17 protein-coding genes are annotated in these 16,181 nt (G+C 45.7%); 10 read left to right on the forward strand and 7 right to left on the reverse strand.

The features are described from left to right. Positions 1-127: 127 nt before the first annotated feature. The 4 genes from ilvA to ACFO5U_RS15910 all read left to right on the forward strand — a co-directional run bounded on the left by ilvA (position 128) and on the right by ACFO5U_RS15910 (position 2,849). A complete protein-coding gene (gene ilvA, locus ACFO5U_RS15895; RefSeq protein ID WP_377280061.1) occupies positions 128-1,414 on the forward strand; it encodes a threonine ammonia-lyase IlvA in 1,287 nt (428 codons plus the stop codon). Between the two features lie 582 nt (positions 1,415-1,996). After that, positions 1,997-2,209, forward strand: a complete 213-nt coding sequence (locus ACFO5U_RS15900; protein ID WP_377280062.1) for a hypothetical protein — start codon at positions 1,997-1,999, stop codon at positions 2,207-2,209. Between the two features lie 35 nt (positions 2,210-2,244). Further along, entirely contained in the window at positions 2,245-2,457 is a 213-nt protein-coding gene (locus tag ACFO5U_RS15905) for a hypothetical protein (RefSeq protein WP_377280063.1), read from the forward strand. 158 nt (positions 2,458-2,615) lie between these two features. Next, a complete protein-coding gene (locus ACFO5U_RS15910; RefSeq protein WP_377280064.1) occupies positions 2,616-2,849 on the forward strand; it encodes a hypothetical protein in 234 nt (77 codons plus the stop codon). Positions 2,850-2,918: 69 nt separating this feature from the next. Here ACFO5U_RS15910 and msrB read toward each other — a convergent pair whose 3' ends face one another. Continuing rightward, positions 2,919-4,019 (reverse strand): peptide-methionine (R)-S-oxide reductase MsrB, encoded by a 1,101-nt coding sequence (msrB, locus tag ACFO5U_RS15915; RefSeq protein ID WP_377280065.1) that lies wholly within the window; start codon positions 4,017-4,019, stop codon positions 2,919-2,921. Positions 4,020-4,288: 269 nt separating this feature from the next. Here msrB and ACFO5U_RS15920 point away from each other — a divergent pair, with 269 nt between their 5' ends. After that, positions 4,289-5,023: a phosphatase PAP2 family protein gene (locus ACFO5U_RS15920; RefSeq protein WP_377280066.1), complete on the forward strand. Its 735-nt coding sequence runs from the start codon at positions 4,289-4,291 to the stop codon at positions 5,021-5,023. Between the two features lie 427 nt (positions 5,024-5,450). After that, positions 5,451-5,861, forward strand: coding sequence for a DUF3784 domain-containing protein (locus ACFO5U_RS15925; RefSeq protein ID WP_377280067.1), 411 nt, complete (start codon positions 5,451-5,453; stop codon positions 5,859-5,861). A gap of 26 nt (positions 5,862-5,887) precedes the next feature. On the opposite strand, the gene ACFO5U_RS15930 is transcribed toward ACFO5U_RS15925, so the two are convergent. Together ACFO5U_RS15930 and ACFO5U_RS15935 are read right to left on the reverse strand one after the other, a co-directional pair. Further along, positions 5,888-6,910: an STAS domain-containing protein gene (locus ACFO5U_RS15930; protein WP_377280068.1), complete on the reverse strand. Its 1,023-nt coding sequence runs from the start codon at positions 6,908-6,910 to the stop codon at positions 5,888-5,890. 129 nt (positions 6,911-7,039) lie between these two features. Beyond that, complete coding sequence (locus tag ACFO5U_RS15935; protein ID WP_377280069.1) at positions 7,040-7,621, reverse strand: MEDS domain-containing protein; 582 nt, start codon at positions 7,619-7,621, stop codon at positions 7,040-7,042. A gap of 208 nt (positions 7,622-7,829) precedes the next feature. On the opposite strand from ACFO5U_RS15935, the gene ACFO5U_RS15940 reads away from it, so the two are divergent. Then, positions 7,830-8,630 carry an SDR family NAD(P)-dependent oxidoreductase gene (locus tag ACFO5U_RS15940; RefSeq protein ID WP_377280070.1) on the forward strand — a complete coding sequence of 267 codons (801 nt, stop codon included), beginning with the start codon at positions 7,830-7,832 and terminating at the stop codon, positions 8,628-8,630. A 34-nt stretch (positions 8,631-8,664) separates the two neighbouring features. On the opposite strand, the gene ACFO5U_RS15945 is transcribed toward ACFO5U_RS15940, so the two are convergent. Next, positions 8,665-10,479, reverse strand: coding sequence for an LTA synthase family protein (locus ACFO5U_RS15945; RefSeq protein ID WP_377280071.1), 1,815 nt, complete (start codon positions 10,477-10,479; stop codon positions 8,665-8,667). Positions 10,480-10,642: 163 nt separating this feature from the next. Further along, a complete protein-coding gene (locus ACFO5U_RS15950; protein WP_377280072.1) occupies positions 10,643-11,500 on the reverse strand; it encodes a GNAT family N-acetyltransferase in 858 nt (285 codons plus the stop codon). 322 nt (positions 11,501-11,822) lie between these two features. Here ACFO5U_RS15950 and ACFO5U_RS15955 point away from each other — a divergent pair, with 322 nt between their 5' ends. Next, entirely contained in the window at positions 11,823-12,245 is a 423-nt protein-coding gene (locus tag ACFO5U_RS15955) for a hypothetical protein (protein WP_377280073.1), read from the forward strand. A 294-nt stretch (positions 12,246-12,539) separates the two neighbouring features. On the opposite strand, the gene ACFO5U_RS15960 is transcribed toward ACFO5U_RS15955, so the two are convergent. Continuing rightward, entirely contained in the window at positions 12,540-12,728 is a 189-nt protein-coding gene (locus ACFO5U_RS15960) for a hypothetical protein (protein ID WP_377280074.1), read from the reverse strand. 429 nt (positions 12,729-13,157) lie between these two features. Here ACFO5U_RS15960 and ACFO5U_RS15965 point away from each other — a divergent pair, with 429 nt between their 5' ends. Both ACFO5U_RS15965 and ACFO5U_RS15970 read left to right on the forward strand, forming a co-directional pair. Then, a complete protein-coding gene (locus ACFO5U_RS15965; RefSeq protein WP_377280075.1) occupies positions 13,158-13,808 on the forward strand; it encodes a hypothetical protein in 651 nt (216 codons plus the stop codon). 189 nt (positions 13,809-13,997) lie between these two features. Further along, positions 13,998-14,855: a PPK2 family polyphosphate kinase gene (locus ACFO5U_RS15970; RefSeq protein ID WP_377280076.1), complete on the forward strand. Its 858-nt coding sequence runs from the start codon at positions 13,998-14,000 to the stop codon at positions 14,853-14,855. Between the two features lie 53 nt (positions 14,856-14,908). Here ACFO5U_RS15970 and ACFO5U_RS15975 read toward each other — a convergent pair whose 3' ends face one another. Continuing rightward, positions 14,909-16,126: an EAL domain-containing protein gene (locus ACFO5U_RS15975; RefSeq protein ID WP_377280077.1), complete on the reverse strand. Its 1,218-nt coding sequence runs from the start codon at positions 16,124-16,126 to the stop codon at positions 14,909-14,911. Positions 16,127-16,181 lie beyond the last annotated feature (55 nt).

Raw genomic sequence — 16,181 nt, forward strand, 5'->3', positions numbered from 1 at the left:
AACCGCATACATATGAAAAAAATGAGGAATATTAAAAAACAGTCAAGCAATTGTCTAAATTTTTACACAACAAAGCATTTCTTTGTGTTAGAGTAGTGCAATAATCAAATTCGGGAGGGTGAAAGGGATGGCAAAGAACATCACAGAGCTGGAAAGAGAAACAGTTGCTAACGAGGTGACAGTTGCAGATATTATGATCGCCAATCAGGCGTTGAAGGATGTCATCATTCGGACACCCTTACAGCGCAATGCGATTTTATCTGCGCGTTACGGATGCAACGTCTATTTGAAGCGGGAAGACCAGCAAGTCGTCCGGTCTTTTAAGTTGCGCGGTGCTTATAATTTCATCCGCAGCATGACTGATGAAGAGCGTTCAAAAGGAGTCGTCTGTGCAAGTGCCGGCAATCACGCACAAGGTGTGGCATATTCTTGCCAGGCGCTTGGCATCGAAGGCAAAATCTTTATGCCGCTCACTACACCGAGCCAAAAAGTATCGCAAGTCAAGCGCTTCGGCGGTGAGTATGTGGACGTCGTTTTAGTGGGTGATAGTTTTGACGATGCGTTTGCGGCTGCAATGGACGTTTGTTCAGCAGAAGAGAAGACTTTTGTTCACCCATTTAATAACGCAGCTGTAATCGCAGGCCAAGGGACGGTCGCGGTTGAAGTGCTGAATGATATGCAGGAACCTGTCGATTATATGTTCTGTGCAATCGGCGGTGGGGGTTTAGCTTCTGGCGTCGGCACCTATTTAAAGGGCATCAGCCCGCAGACAAAATTGATCGGTGTGGAACCGCAAGGCGCAGCGAGCATGAAAGCTTCATTAAAAGAAGGGCAAGTGACGCGGCTGGACACGATCGATACGTTCGTTGACGGGGCAGCCGTCAAACAAGTGGGAGATCTGTCCATGGCGATCTGCCAGGAAGTACTGTCTGATATTGTATCGGTTCCTGAAGGCAAAGTGTGTACGACGATTCTCGAACTGTACAATGAAAACGCCATTGTCGCTGAACCAGCCGGTGCTTTGTCGGTCGCAGCTCTTGATTTTTATCGCGATGAGATCCGTGGTAAAAATGTCGTCTGCGTCGTCAGTGGCGGTAACAACGACATCGAGCGCATGCAGGAAATCAAAGAGAAATCCTTGATATACGAAGGGTTGAAGCATTATTTCATCGTGACGTTCCCTCAACGTGCGGGCGCGCTTCGTAAGTTTATGGAAGATGTGCTCGGCGAACAGGACGATATCACCCATTTCGAATACACAAAACGCAATAACCGGGAACACGGCCCAGTCCTTGTCGGCATCGAGCTGAAAAATCCAACTGATTATGAACCCCTTGTCCAGCGGATGGAGCAAAACGGATTCCCTTATAAAGACATTAACAACGATTCGCTATTGTTCAATCTATTGATTTAAACTTGCTTTGTCTGCTCGGAAATTTTCGGGTGGGCATGGCATTTTTTTATTGGAAGTGGATGAATCACCCGCATATTGGCATGTTAAAGGGTCTGTATAATTATCAAAAATAAACATATAAATAATAAAAAAATATTATTTTAAATATTCAGGCTTTTAGGGTTTACAGGAAATGTGAAATATTGTAGGCTTATACTATCAAATCACGTTATACAAATTGAATGTGCTTATTAAATTCAGCACTTTCGAGCTTAACTAAAAAATTCCAATAGAGGAGCTTTTTCCGGAGGATTAATGAATTTGCATTGCGCAAATTTTAATGAAGCCGAAAAGCTGAACTTGGTTGAATGTAACATACTATAGTGCTGTGTACAGCGCCGGGAGGAATTCCTTTTCATGTAAGGAAGTCTTTTCGGTGTTTTTTTGTACGCACAATTAAAGGGAGAGACCGCCATGAAGGAAAGTGCATCACGTGCGAATTTCTGGCCAGAATTAAAAAATGAAGGACCGTATCATAATATAGGACAAGGAAAAACAGCCAGAACCATCCGATGTCTTGGATACGATAGAGAAGGACGAGCTGTGAACCAAGCGGATATTTGGTTGACGAGTGAGCAATTCCCATTGTTCATCCAGGCGCTTGTTGCATACCCTATACCATTGCCGACGGATTATTTGCAGACAGCTGTTCAGCAGGATAACGGCTTTTGCATACAGATCCGTTCACATGAATCAACGAAAGTGTTCATGGCGAGACTATTTGCTGCACTCGGTTGTTTCGAGCAAATAGCTTAACCCGAGGAAACTCAAGTGAAAGGCGGTAATTCAAAATGGACAATCGGAGTGACCTGATCAAATTAGATGACGAAGACGTTTATATGATCCTGTACTTGTGCAAAGTCAAGGGCTATAGACCGAATGAATTGATGCAAGAGTTCCGTATCAGCCGCAAGTCACTGGATGATTTGCTCGCTGGCCATGTGCGCAAAAACTGCTATAAAGGCTTTAACCAAATTGAAAAGTATTTGGTCGAAACGAGGTAAGAAAAAGATATCTTGAAAGGAAGTGTTCTATATGGAGAAAAATAAAGAGGCGATAACTCCTAGCGGGAGTTTGGCTATAAGCTATGAACGGTATATCAACGGCTACCGCGAATATAAAAACAGCCGAATACAGCAGGCTGACAAGGAGGGCGAGCGCTATGGCAACCGCACACGAGTTGAGCAAACTCAGCGATGAAACCATCTACAGCATCTTGTATTTCTATCATATTGAAGAATTTCCTGCCGGATATCTTGGCGGTAAATACGGCGTCAGCCGGCTCACCATCGAAGGCATCGCTAAAGGTCATTACCGCCCAAAATGCTATGAAAATTTTATGATCGTGGAAGGCATACTCGAGCGTCGCCTGACAAAAAAAGTCGAAATCCAATAGGCCTTTAAAATCCAAACCCAAAAAAGCCGTCACCATTCAAATCACAATGGTAACGGCTTTTTACATTTTTTAGTTTACGGCATCAAGCAAGTCTCCATAGCCTTGAGCTTCCATCTCGTCAACCGGCACAAAGCGCAGTGCCGCGCTGTTCATGCAATAGCGCAAACCGCCAGCATCTTCCGGCCCATCTGTAAAGACATGCCCTAAATGGCTATTACCTGTACGACTCCGTATTTCCGTCCTCACTCCGAACAGGGAACGGTCTTCGTGTTCGGTGACGACATCGGGATGTATCGGCTTAGTGAAACTTGGCCATCCGGTTTTGGAGTCGTATTTGTCTTTGGAAGAAAACAAGGGTTCGCCGGTTACTACATCGACATAAATGCCTGGTTCATACAAAGCATCATACTCGTTGTCGAAAGCGGGCTCGGTGCCATCTTCTTGGGTGATGCGGTATTGCTCATCGGTCAGCATGGCCCGGATTTCGGCTTCATCCGGTTTCGGGTAGTCAAGCGGGTCGATCGCCACAGGAATCTCTTGGCCTTCGAGACTGCTGAAGTCCACGTGGCAATAGCCGTCCGGATTTTTTTCCAAATAATCCTGGTGATATGTTTCCGCCAAATAATAATGTTTAAGCGGCTCGACTTCGGTGACAATCGGCTTTTCGTATTTCTTCTGTTCTTCTGAGATGACTTCATCAATAGCGCTCACGTCAGCAGGATTGTCGTAGAATATGGCAGTCCGGTACTGCGTTCCACGGTCATTACCTTGTTGATCTACAAGCGTCGGGTCGATGATGAGGAAATAACGATCGAGCAGTTCTTCCAAGCTTACGCGCTCGGGGTCGTAGCGTAAGTGAACCGTTTCGGCATAACCGGTTTCACCCGTCAATACTTCTTCATAGGTCGGGTTTTCAGTTGTGCCTCCAGCATAGCCGGAAGTTACATCATAAATGCCATAAATGCGTGCCATATACGCTTCAACGCCCCAGAAGCAGCCGCCTGCAAACCAAATGTCTTCCAAATTCTCCGTATCGAACGCCAATTCCTCATTCGGGTTGTCGGGAAAACGTGATTCCGTGGAAGAGCTTGAAGGCGAGTCATTCATGGCTGTTGTCGAACAACCTGTCAGCAGCAGTAGCATCAATAGTGGAAAAAAAACATTCTTCATTGGTTGTTCCGCCTTTCTAGCGAATCGAATTTGTCAATTTAGGGACTTAATACTTAGGTGTATGGTCTATGTTTTTTTTTGAGCAGACTGTCTGATCCAAACGCTCGGGCAGCCGTCCATTTCAAATCGTTCATCTCGTACGAAGGGCAAGCTGTTTTAAGATATTCCCTGAATATGGTCGCTTGGATATGCGAACTGGTTCTACAGGTGGAATAATGAGGAGTGAAACTGGGTAAACTTAAACATCGACAAATTATAGGAGCGTTCAGATGGATAGAGAAACGAAAATTTCCGGCTTAGCCTTTATTGTATTGCTCATAGGACTTGGCCTTGCAGCATCATTTATTGTGTTATTTGCAGAACTGGCGGACGAGATGCTTGAGCAGGAACTGGGCGTTTTCGACGCAGTCATTATTGCTTTACTTGAAACAGTCGGCAGCAACGCGATGGATTTGGTTATGTTCATCTTCACGGAACTCGGCTCGGTATGGGTGATCGGATTTTTATCGATTATTGTTTTGTGGATCTTGAGCTTCCGTATGCGCGATAAATGGGGCGTATTGTTCTTTTTTGTCGCAGTCGGCGGCGGTGCTTTGCTGACGTTTTTGCTGAAGCATCTGTTCAATCGCGACCGCCCAAGCATCAATGAAGCGATCGATGCAGTTGGTTATAGTTTTCCTAGTGGCCATGCGATGGGTTCACTCGTTTTTTACGGTTTTGTGATTTACCTGGTCATCCGCACGAAACAAAAACCATGGATTCAATGGCTATCGGTTTTTTGCTTGAGTTTATTGATTATGCTTATTGGAATTAGCCGGATTTATCTTGGCGCGCATTTTCCTAGTGACATAGCAGCCGGTTACATCGCTGGGGCAATCTGGCTCGTCTTGAGTTTAGTGGCGCTGGAGTGGATCCAGTGGCAGCAACGCAGCCCCGTTCCACCGGTACAAGCACTGCGCAAAGTATTGGCGCCGGTTTACCACGCTGTGCTGAAAAAGTTTTAAAACATAGGGCTGCCGATTTTCTTCGGCTAGCTTTTTTGTTTGGATTGCTAGAACAGCTGCATGCCCATTTAACGAATGCCAAAACTTCAGTTAACGCGGCATGACTAGTGCTCCACTTATTGTCATCTTAATTTTGTTTTTCAGCAATCGCAAGAAAAAAGATTGAAAAATCAAACAATTATCTGGTGTTTTTCGAGATATGGGCGTATGCTGAAAGAAAAAGGAGGTGCCCTTGAGATGAGCAGCATCGTTGGGCTCGTACCAATGCTGGTTTTAGGAGGAATCGCTGTTGTCATCATCGGGATGGTATTCTCATTCAAGAATTGGACACATTAAATGGAAGGCAAGAATTGGTCTTCCAAGAACATCCTGCATTAGCTAGACGAATGCGGGATTTTCTTATGCAGAAAAAGGGATTCCTGCGTCTTTGCCGAATGGAAAAAAGACAGTGAAATCGGATGGCGGAGGCGAAGAACGGATGGAGGAGACAAGTGCGGGAATATTTATCATCGGCGCTGCCGTGCTGGTGTTGGTGTTGCTTGGGCTGTATATGATGCAAGGAAAAGGGGCATTTTTGATCGCTGGTTATAATACCATGCCGAAAAATGAAAAAGCGAAATACGATGGACCTGCCATGGCGCGTTTTGTCGGTAAATTACTGATGGCGCTGGCATGCAGTATGCTAGTTTGGTTTGCAGGAATGATTCTGGAGAAAAGCTGGATGTTTTATATCGGAGTCGCCATGTTTTTAGGCTTTTCGGGATTTGCGCTGATTTACATGAATACAGGCGGACGTTTTCTCAAGGAACCGGGACATACTAAACAAAAAAACAAGTGAAGCGATGGGAGATTACCCATAGCGCTTCACTTGTTTTTTTCGCTGATGACGCGTCCGCTTCGTCCCAATGCATAATAAATTCCATGCTGAAGGCTCTGTAAAGCTTCAAACTTCGATAAATCCTGCATCGTTCTCGTGATGACAATGGCTAGCTCCGGTGACACGCCGACCAGGATCGTTTCGGTTCCAAGCAAGCGGGCAGCAGCTGCAAGTTTATCTATCAATTGTGCCGTATGTTCTGAAATGTTGCGGTTCAAGCCAGTCAAATCAAGCAGTAAAAATTCGGCATGGTGTTTCGGCAATTCCATTAATGTATTGGAAATGAGATCTTCCGTGCGTTCTTCATCATAGCTTCCAATCATCGGCACGACAATGATGCCTTCGAGTACTGGGATGACCGGGGAAGAAAGCTCACGGACAAGGGTTTGCAACATCTTTGTTTTCTCATCGACCATTTGTTCCAATTGGTGAATTTTTTCATCTTCTTGGCGTCTTGTCAGTTCGTGGATGTTTTGCTGGACAGTCACATTTGATGGATAATATTCGACAATGCTGTATGGCTGTTCGTCGTTTTGGTAGCGCAGCGTCCGGTACCAGAAATTTTGGCCAAACAACCCTGTCAATACACCGGCATAATGGGAGGGAACAAAAATGCCTTCTGTGCCTTTACGGTTCAACTGGTTCATCTTGAATTCCCAATCATCCTGGATGTGCATTGTGAATGTATGTTGCTCAGTATCCATTTGAACAATTTCAACCTTGCCCCAGCCCGCGGGTGCGTAGGTATTGGATAACCATTCGACGACATTGCTGGCGTCGATGTTTTTTAAATCACGGAAGCCTTCACCGACAACGATGCCTTGCCTGAAGCCGGTCGTTTCAAGAACCAATTGCGTTGCTTCCGTTCCTGTGATTTCACGGATTGTATCAAAAAAGGTTTCCATAGCGGATACCCAAAAAAATACAACGTCGCCTCCATCAAAGAGTACTTGCCCTGTTTCCAAATCCCATTTTAAATCGGCGGCGCCGACTTTGATTTCTTTTTTCATTGCTGTGTCCTCCACTTCTTTCTATATAACGGTTTCCGCAAGTCACGGGCAGTTGCTTAAGTATTCCCTCACTGTCAGAGAAATATGCATGCAATGGAAGAGACATTTTCACAAAAAAAAGCCTGGAAATCACTTCCGGGCTACTGAATCTTTAGAAAACGTTAAGGCTGCAATGCTATTGTCTTTCATGAAATAGCCATGGCAATGCATGAGCCGTTCACTTAATTGGTCCGATACACGCAGCGCATCATATGCACACACGGAAATGACTTGTTTATGCGGCACGCGGAGATCTATTTCTTTTTCGTAGGTGAGGATTTTCTCTTCGATATCTTCTTGGCTGCCCCATTCGATATGTCCCCAAGTGCGGCACTGACGGCCATCTGCAGTGAAAGACCCTACAACTTTTTCGAAATAATCCAATATGGCTTCGGGATGGAAATTCCCTTTTCGCCAATAGAAGTCGAAGTTATTGATATAAAGCAAAAACTCCATCTCTTCAGCAGTAAGGAGCTGTTTAAGTTTTTTTTCGATTTTTGGATAAAGCCGGGAATTTTCAACGAAAAGGACACGCTCTCCTTTTTGAACACCGTCTATGATATAGGAAACTGCATTTGATATATACAGCTCGGTTTTTTCGGTGAGGTAAAATATGTGTGCGCCTTCCATTTGGCAAAGGGTTTCGGTAAAGTCGATCGTTTCTTGGTTCATCTTTTTCCTCCCTGAAGCTGTTCATCTAGTTCGCATGGCAATGAAATCATATAAGGTGGCACAATAAATTGGGTAGGAAATAATGGAAAAAATCATCCTTTAAATAGTATATACTATAAACGATTTTCGCGCTCTCTTTGGAACGGGGGTTCGAATGTTTTGGAGTGCTATGAATACGGGAATGATTCACACGAAGGGGGAATGGCATATGGGAATTTTTGCAGCAGATTGCCTGGCTGGCAAACACGTCCTAATTACTGGTGCAACAGGCGGAATTGGCTGGGAAGCAGCCAAAACCACCGCACAGATGGGGGCAAGCATCACCATCACTGGACGAAATTTGGCCAAGCTCAAGCAATTGGAAACCGAGTTGCTTGATATAATCGACAGCAGCCGCTTATATGTTCATGCAGCGGAAATAACTGAGCAAAAGGATCGGGAAATGCTCGTTGAATCAGCACAACAAAAGCTCGGCTTTATATACGGCCTGGTCAATTCAGCCGGTGCAGCTGGTGGCAAACCGGTCGAAGAGCTCGATCAGGAATTTGTGGAGCGGTTGATGAACATCAATTACACCTCGACATTGTTGTTGACACAACTGGTCTACCAAGACATGAGGGAAAAAAGGCAAGGAACTATCGTCAATCTTGCATCGCTGTCGGGGCTGCGCGGAACAGCAGGAAACACCGCTTATGCAGCAAGCAAATTTGCGGTAGTTGGCTGGACCCAATCGATGGCACTCGAAGCGATCGAGTACGGCGTGCGTGTCAATGCCGTTTGCCCGGGTTATGTAGATACCGAAATGGCACGGGCGAGCATAAGACGAAAAGCCGACAATCAAGGGATTTCCTATGGGCAGGCGTTGGAACAAGCGACAGCAAGCATTCCGTCCAAGCGCTTGTCGACGCCACAGGAAGTCGCGAACACGATTGCCTATTTGCTGACAGATGCGGCGCAAAATATCGTCGGCGAATCGGTGAAAATCTCAGGTGGCAGCGTCATGAGGTAAAAAAAGCTTTGGACAATGCGTCCAAAGCTTTTTTTCATCGTTCAATATACTCGAGGCCATTTTCTTCAATGACGGTGTCTGAGATGCGCAGTTGGTCAACGGCTTCTGTGATGTATGGCTCACAAGACGCGCTGTCGATTTGTTCACCGCTATCGATTGAGTAGCAAGTTCCGGTTCCGGTGGCCGTCGTCAGATCCGGCTCATAATAAACATCGCCTTTTCGGAATGAGCCATCGCGGAATACGATAATATTCTCGGTTTCAGACAGCAGGGATCGGCCAAGCATGAATCCTTGGTCAATGCCTGCAAGTTCTAAAATGGTCGGTGCCAAGTCGACTTGGCCACCGGCAACAGCCATTTCCCGGCCTTGTTCAAGACCTGGGGGCTTGATCCATAACGGGACCGTCCGGAATAATTCGAACAGTTCGGTCGTTGAACGAACTTCGAGCTGTTCCGCCATTTCCCCGCCGGCTTCGGTCAATCCGCTGTCATGGTCACCATAAAAAATGACCAGTGCATCGTCCCACATATTTTGCGCTTTCAATTCGCCGACAAACGTCTCAACAGCGCCATCGACATAATGGACGGTATGGTAATAACCGCGCACCAATTCATCTTCATATCCGGGAAGCGCCAATTTCTTTTGGTTTTCCGGAATCGTATAGGGGATGTGGCTGCTTAATGCAATCATGAAAGCATAATACGGTTCTTGCAATTGCTGCATATGTTCGATGGAGGTCAGGAAGAAATCTTCATCGTTGATCGCCATGCCAATTTTCTCGGTATCCGGATAGTCTTGCTCACTGAAGAAATGGGAAAATCCAATATTGTCATAGACGGTGCTGCGGTTCCAGAACGTTGCGTCGTAAGCGTGCATCGCTGCAGTGTCATATCCGCCTTTTAGCAAGGCGTTCGGCAGTGGATCGAACGTGCTGTCAGGAAAGCGAGTATAGACAGAACCGGTGCGCAGTGGATACAGCGAGGTATTGATGGTGAATTCTGCATCTGACGTACGGCCTTCGTGGGTTTGGTGATGGAATGCTGGATAATAAAACATCTCTTGTTGTAATTGATTGAGGAACGGCGTAACTTCTTCGCCGCCGATTTCTTGGCCGATAACCGAAGTTTGAAGCGATTCCAACTGGACGAGGATGATGTTCGGCTGATCTCCGTCGTTCGTTTCTCCGATGGAAGCGGCTGCTTCTTGCACTAGCGCTTGGTCTTGAGCGGATGGTTCGGAAGTGCGGAAGATCGACACGACTCCTTTGGCAAGGTCAAAGCCGTGATAGCCCCAAAAGCCGAGCTCGTAATACTCACGCATATTGTTGACGGCGTCTCCTGAAATCCAACGGTCACCTTTAACGAAACTCGACAGAAGCGGAGCGGCAAACAGCATTAAGCCTGCCGTGAAAATGACGGCAGCCAATTTGGGGCTTTTTGTCTGCTGTGCGTTTGGCTGGCGCTTGCGGAGAAACAGGACGAATGCCAGAAACAGCAAGAAGTCGGCAAAAAAGAAAAAGTCCGTTGGACGGATCAAGCTCATAAAGCCGCCGCCTACATCATTCATCTGTGTCATGGAAGGAACCAATTGCACCGACAATAAATTACCGAAATACCGATAATACCAGACGTCTGAAATGAGCAGGCTGCTATGGAGCGCCAAAAGCCCCAGTAAGATCCAATGCCGTTTGCGTGCACTGATCAGTAATGTCCAACTAGACAATACGAGCGCCCCTGATAAGCTGACGATAAAAAAGCTGAAGCTGAATGACGTATCCGTGTACAAACTGAACAGGTATAATTTGCTAGCCGAAAAGGCTAAGTAAACCCAGTAGTCGATTGTTTTCATTGTAAATTCTCCTTTTATGCATTCAGGCAAGCCCTTTTCTATTTACTACCTGTAAAAGGAGGAGGGAAAACATCGACAACGAAACAAAAGCCCGGAACAAGCCCAGGCTTTTGTTTCGTTCTGATTTTATACAAACTTTCCGCTATCTATATATAAGATGTGTTCAACTGATTTGTGTACCATACAAAAACCATGGAGAAGATAGTTCAAATGGATGGCCTTCCGGTAATTGGCTTACTTGTTCATGGGTCAAGTCAATCCAGACAAAGGCCCCTTCTTGCGACTGTGCGCGAATCGCTTCTAAAGGTGCTCTCAAAGTTTCCCACAAGCCTGGCTGCTCATGAAGGTCATCCCACGGATAAAGTGTATGGAGGTAATCATATTTTTTTACATCAGGTTTAGTGATCACGATACGGTCCTGCGCCGGATTCTCGAAAAAATCCCATCCGGACAGATGGCTTTCTGAAAACAATTCGGGCGTTGCCGGGAATGGGTAATAGCACTCGAATGGAAAAATCCGGCCAGGACGAATGTATACCTCTTGCAGCCACCGCATCTTTTCTTCTACGCTCTCTATTTTGCGCCAAGGGGCTGCCCCGGATTCCAATCCTTGTACATGTGCAGCAGTTGCGGCCACTAGCGAAGAATGTTTGGCCAAACCAATGTTTTCTAGTACACGCTGTGCTGGAATGTTGATTTCCTCGGTGTTGGCACCGATAAAGCGAATGCCGTCATGTTCAAGCGCCGCGTTGCGGACATGATCCATTAATTGTGTAGATAAATTCAATCCGCGGTAACGCAGATCGCTGCGCATCCGGCCGAGCATCACATAGCTGCCCGAAAAAACCGTGTACCCGCCAATGCTGGCCAACTGGCCGTCATGGAACAAGCCAAACAAGCGGTTATGGCCGTTGGAAATCCGGTCAAAAACGCGGATTACGTAATCGTCATCAATGCCTGTTTGCATGGATTGCAGGGCATGCAGGTCCTCGCTGCTAAGTTGGCGAATCGTTTGTTTCATTTAGTCGTCACTCCTTTGAAAATCATCCTTGTCATTTATTTTAGGGCATGAAATACATTTGCACAAAATTTGAAGAACGCTGTCCGTTAAAGTTGAACATTCTCCTTTGAACAACAGAAGCTGGAGCAGCGGTGGAAATGCGTCTAGCCAAGGGTGGAACATTCAAAAAATGGAGCACCGCCTTAAGCCGGGAAATTCATTTGCGGTCATCGGCAGGGGATTGGCAAGGGCGCGGCGAACTATTCGGAACACCCGCAGATTTTGTTGATGAGGCCAGACTGGGATTATCCGTTTTGCAGATAAAGTAAAAGGGGGAAAGACAGTGGAAAATTGGAAGGCGATTGAACTGGTCAAAGATTTTTTATTCGGGCTTGGGCTGTATGCATTGATTACGCTGTTCGGAGTTTTGGTATCGATGCTATTCGGAGGCAATACGGATAATCTTTTGTTAAATGATGACGTGAGAGGCGAGATGGCGGCACGTACGCTATTATGGATGGCAATACCGGCTTTTTTGTTGTCTTTAGGTTTGGCATGGATCAGAAGAATCCGGATGAAAAATGCAGCTTTGCGCATAAGCATCGTGTGGACCGGCTTGTTATTGGTTTTGTATTTGATCGCAGCATTAGGAAGCGGCATCTTCACGGTACTCATCGCTTCTGGATCATTTTATCTCTTTTTAGCCGCAGTATTTCTTGGACCGATCGTTTATTCGTTCATCAAAAAATTGCCTGCTTGGAAATAATCGCATAGTTTGTTCAGTGCCTATCGGAAAAAAATAGGCATTGGAAGAAAAAGATGGGCGTAGAAGCCTATCCTCGAATTGTCATCAATTGAGATTGCCGCAGCGCCATCCGATGAGGCGATTTGGGAAAGATGAAAGAAGATTTCCGCAAGCTGGCAGAAAGCGGAAAAGTGATTCGTGAATTCGGTGAAAGTTATTGGAGCGATGCATGCGGTGTTGTCCAAGACAAATACGGCGAACAGTAGCAATTCGACTACCGAAAAAGTGAATCATAACGAACACACCCCCACCGATTTACAGTGGGGGTGTGTTCGTTTCATGCCCTATGGCCGGTAAAAGATCAGCGATCATTGAAGACGCAAACACTCCGATACTTTCGGTTTCGAGCCCACCTACAAAGCTGTTGTAGAAGGTTATAACAAAATAAAACCCAAGAAACAACAAGGCTGTAACAATCAATAAAATGACAAACTTTCTCGTCATCCGAACTCCTCCTTTTTCAGCACCATATGTTCCGTGAGAAGAGGCAGGAAATCCATGGGAACCAGACTAGAAAAGCAATAAGTTCAAAAGAATCGTCAGTATGATCGATAAAATGATTGAAATGAGGATACTGCCCATACAGGACATGCGCATGTGAACTCCACCTTTCTTCCGACGCGCAATCGGACAATTCATTGGGGATATGGAGAAAGAATTTATGCCATGCGCTATATATTATTTACCCGTTAAAACGAATTGATTAAACGCTATTTTCACCATTCATTGAAGACTTTATGATGAGTTTTGAGAGAGAAATGTTCCATGAATTTGTCGAATTTTGTTGAGATATTCGAGTTTAGTAAAAAAAATGATGTTATTTTCCTCGTTTTTTGTTACAATCGTGTTACGAAAAGATGTCCGGAGGGTAACATGGCTAATTATAATCAGTTTTCAAACGGCAATCCGTTGGATGAATCAAAACGGATCGAGGCGGAAAAAAGCAGTGAAACAGGTGCTGAACCGCCGAATTCTCAATTTCCAAAACCAAATAGAAATTACCGGAAGCCCTGGCTGAAAGCCGGAGGCGGTGTTTTGTTGTTGTTCCTACTGTGGAATGTGTATTCATTTGCGAGCTATATCGCTCCGTGGAGTGAAGAATCTTCAAAAGCGAGTGCCGAACAGGATGAGATACAGCAATATATATTCCAAAGCGAAAAAAGCGAAGAAGCATTGAACGAAGCGAGCAATTCGCTTATCCGTCTCTACGACCATAATTCGTTGACAGATGTTCACATTGAAGAAATGTTTGCAAATTTAGCGAAGCTTGCAAAGCAATTGGATACAGACGATCCGCGTCTTGCGCAGTTGGAGTCTTACCACTTTGCCCAAATTGAGCTGGCACGGGAAATGACCCAAATCCTTCAGCAAGACCATATGGAAGAGGCTCATGACAAACTCGATGAAATCCTCGACCGCCAAAAAGAAAAAGCGGACGATAAAGCGGCAATCTTAATCACGCTTATGGAGCAGGAAGACATCACTTTTGAGCAAAAAGCAGATGGGTCCATCGCATACGAATGAATACTGCAAAAGCTTTCTTGAAACCTTAACGGGAATCGAGAAAGCTTTTTTAGTTGTACGCTATACTAACCCATTGTGACTAACATCATCAAGTTTGAAAATACTGTAAAAATAAGCTAAAAGCCCCGCAATGCATTCTGTAGAAAGCGGGTATCCAACAAACAGTACGATTTGATAAGGAGCGATAGAATGGATACTCGATCATATAAAGTAAAAGCCGGACAGCAAGTGAAGCTGGCGGATTGGCCGACAAGCGAAGATCATGGTTGGACCGAAGAACAGCTCGAAAAGCGTTTGAGCGAGACAATCGACAAGCTGAAAAAGTGGCATATACGTCTCCATGCGGAAGAGGAAAAGGGAATCGTCGTCGCTTTGCAGGCCATGGACGCGGCAGGCAAAGACGAAGCCATCACGTATTTGTTTTCCAATTTGACTGCGCAAGGCTTGAAGACGACGACGCTCGGAAAGCCTTCGGAAACCGAGCAAAAGCACGACTATCTTTGGCGATTGCACGACGCCATGCCGGAACGCGGACAGATTGGCATATTAAACCGATCGCATTACGAGGAAGTCCTCGCTCCGCGTGTCCATCATCAACTAGAGGAATCCCCACTGCCTGACCAGCTGATAGATCAGGAAGTCTGGGAGCGGCGCTATCGCCAAATCAATGAGTTTGAACGGTATATGGCCGAAAACGGATTTCCGTTCGTCAAGTTTTTCTTCAATATGTCCAAAGAAGAGCAGAAAAACCGCTTGCTCGAACGGATGAAAGACCCTGAGAAGAACTGGGAGTTTTCATTCAGCGACGTTGAAGAACGGGAGCATTGGGAAGACTACCAGGAAATCTTTTCGGATATGCTCGCAAAAACTTCGACCGAAGATGCACCGTGGTATATATTGCCCGCAGATGAGGAAGACTACTCGCGCTTGATCATCGCTCAAGTCATGGTCGAGCTGCTAGAAGAAATCCATCCACAGCTGCCGGAAATCAGCGGCGAGAAAAAAGACAAGTTGGACCAATATATCCGCAAACTCGAAGCGGAATGACAAACCCCCAGCAAATGCCCAATCGGCATTTGCTGGGGGTTTGCTCTGCTGTGTCATTGGAACAGCAGGTAATCATTTTCTGAAATGAATTCATAACTCAAGTCGATAAACAGGAAACACTCATCCGACAATGGATAGCTGAAGGATCGGATCATCTCGCCCGTTTCGATATCAGCGTATATATCAGATAGGCGCCCTTTATGAGATGCTTTCATTAGCATCATATTTTCCAGGAAATACGGGCGGAACGCCCAGTGCGAGCCGACTTGGTCAGATTCTGCATTCCACTGGTCTTGTGTTTTCCGGAAGTTGGAAGAGACTTGTTCGCCGTCGCTATTGCATATGTAGATGCGAAAACTTTCGGCATCGAATAAATCCAGTACGTTTTGGATAAAGCGGTCTGCTTCATCCGGACTATGCCATTTCGGCATCAGCCGTTTGAGCTTTTCTTCGGAGCGAGCCGTATAGGCCAGGCGCTCTGAAACCATCGCTTTTTCACGATGTACGAATTCCTTTACTTTGTCGCCGATATGGATCGATAAAGATGCGGTCGACAATAAACTTGGGTCTGGATGCGCCAAATAAAAGCCTTGATAATAATGGCCGCCATGTTTCCAGGCGAAATACAATTGGTGGTTGTCTTCGATGTATTCATATAGAAGCTTCGCACCGATGCGGTGTGCAAGCATCGAGATGGAATGGATGATGTCCTGGAACGCATCCGGCTGGTGGTGGCGGCTGATGCTCATATCGATTTTCAGGATATGCGGGCGCAATTGGCGGATGCGGTCGATATTGGAGCTTTTGGCGCCGACATGATCGACGGCGATTTGAATGCCGAAGGTTTTGAAATACAAGAGCAAATGATTCAATGTATCGAAATCATCGTTAAAATCATGTTCCGTAATTTCCAGTACGATACGCTCAAGCGGGAATCCTCGTTTATTGTATTCAAGCAATATTTTCAGGAAATCTTCCCCGTCCGCCGCCATCAATTGGCGGGCATTGCGGTTGATGAACAATAAACAACTGTTGCCGGTTTCGAGCAAACGATTTAGTGCCATCTCCAACAGGTGTTGATCGACTTCTGTTTTATATTCATCCGGCACTTCAGGGTCATTGAAAAAACTCCCGAGCGATTTGAGCTCGCCTTCTTGCTCATAACGGCCGAGCAATTCGTAACCGATGACCTCGTGTTTGACGGCGCTGACGATCGGTTGAAAAGCCGGTACTACTTTATCCATATTATCGATAATGTCTAACGGGTCCATTTCATCTCTCCTTGTCGTGCACTGTCTAATACCATTTTAGTCTTAATGTTTTCAG

It is taken from the genome of Planococcus dechangensis (assembly GCF_042654465.1).
Lineage (GTDB): Bacteria > Bacillota > Bacilli > Bacillales_A > Planococcaceae > Planococcus > Planococcus dechangensis.

What these genes read in the sequence shown, in the direction of transcription:
- ilvA (WP_377280061.1), top strand. Translation starts at nt 128, where the DNA reads ATGGCAAAGAACATCACAGAGCTGGAAAGAGAAACAGTTGCTAACGAG.
- ACFO5U_RS15905 (WP_377280063.1), top strand. Translation starts at nt 2,245, where the DNA reads ATGGACAATCGGAGTGACCTGATCAAATTAGATGACGAAGACGTTTAT.
- ACFO5U_RS15910 (WP_377280064.1), top strand. Translation starts at nt 2,616, where the DNA reads ATGGCAACCGCACACGAGTTGAGCAAACTCAGCGATGAAACCATCTAC.
- msrB (WP_377280065.1), bottom strand. Translation starts at nt 4,019, where the DNA reads ATGAAGAATGTTTTTTTTCCACTATTGATGCTACTGCTGCTGACAGGT.
- ACFO5U_RS15920 (WP_377280066.1), top strand. Translation starts at nt 4,289, where the DNA reads ATGGATAGAGAAACGAAAATTTCCGGCTTAGCCTTTATTGTATTGCTC.
- ACFO5U_RS15930 (WP_377280068.1), bottom strand. Translation starts at nt 6,910, where the DNA reads ATGAAAAAAGAAATCAAAGTCGGCGCCGCCGATTTAAAATGGGATTTG.
- ACFO5U_RS15935 (WP_377280069.1), bottom strand. Translation starts at nt 7,621, where the DNA reads ATGAACCAAGAAACGATCGACTTTACCGAAACCCTTTGCCAAATGGAA.
- ACFO5U_RS15940 (WP_377280070.1), top strand. Translation starts at nt 7,830, where the DNA reads ATGGGAATTTTTGCAGCAGATTGCCTGGCTGGCAAACACGTCCTAATT.
- ACFO5U_RS15945 (WP_377280071.1), bottom strand. Translation starts at nt 10,479, where the DNA reads ATGAAAACAATCGACTACTGGGTTTACTTAGCCTTTTCGGCTAGCAAA.
- ACFO5U_RS15950 (WP_377280072.1), bottom strand. Translation starts at nt 11,500, where the DNA reads ATGAAACAAACGATTCGCCAACTTAGCAGCGAGGACCTGCATGCCCTG.
- ACFO5U_RS15960 (WP_377280074.1), bottom strand. Translation starts at nt 12,728, where the DNA reads ATGACGAGAAAGTTTGTCATTTTATTGATTGTTACAGCCTTGTTGTTT.
- ACFO5U_RS15965 (WP_377280075.1), top strand. Translation starts at nt 13,158, where the DNA reads ATGGCTAATTATAATCAGTTTTCAAACGGCAATCCGTTGGATGAATCA.
- ACFO5U_RS15970 (WP_377280076.1), top strand. Translation starts at nt 13,998, where the DNA reads ATGGATACTCGATCATATAAAGTAAAAGCCGGACAGCAAGTGAAGCTG.
- ACFO5U_RS15975 (WP_377280077.1), bottom strand. Translation starts at nt 16,126, where the DNA reads ATGGACCCGTTAGACATTATCGATAATATGGATAAAGTAGTACCGGCT.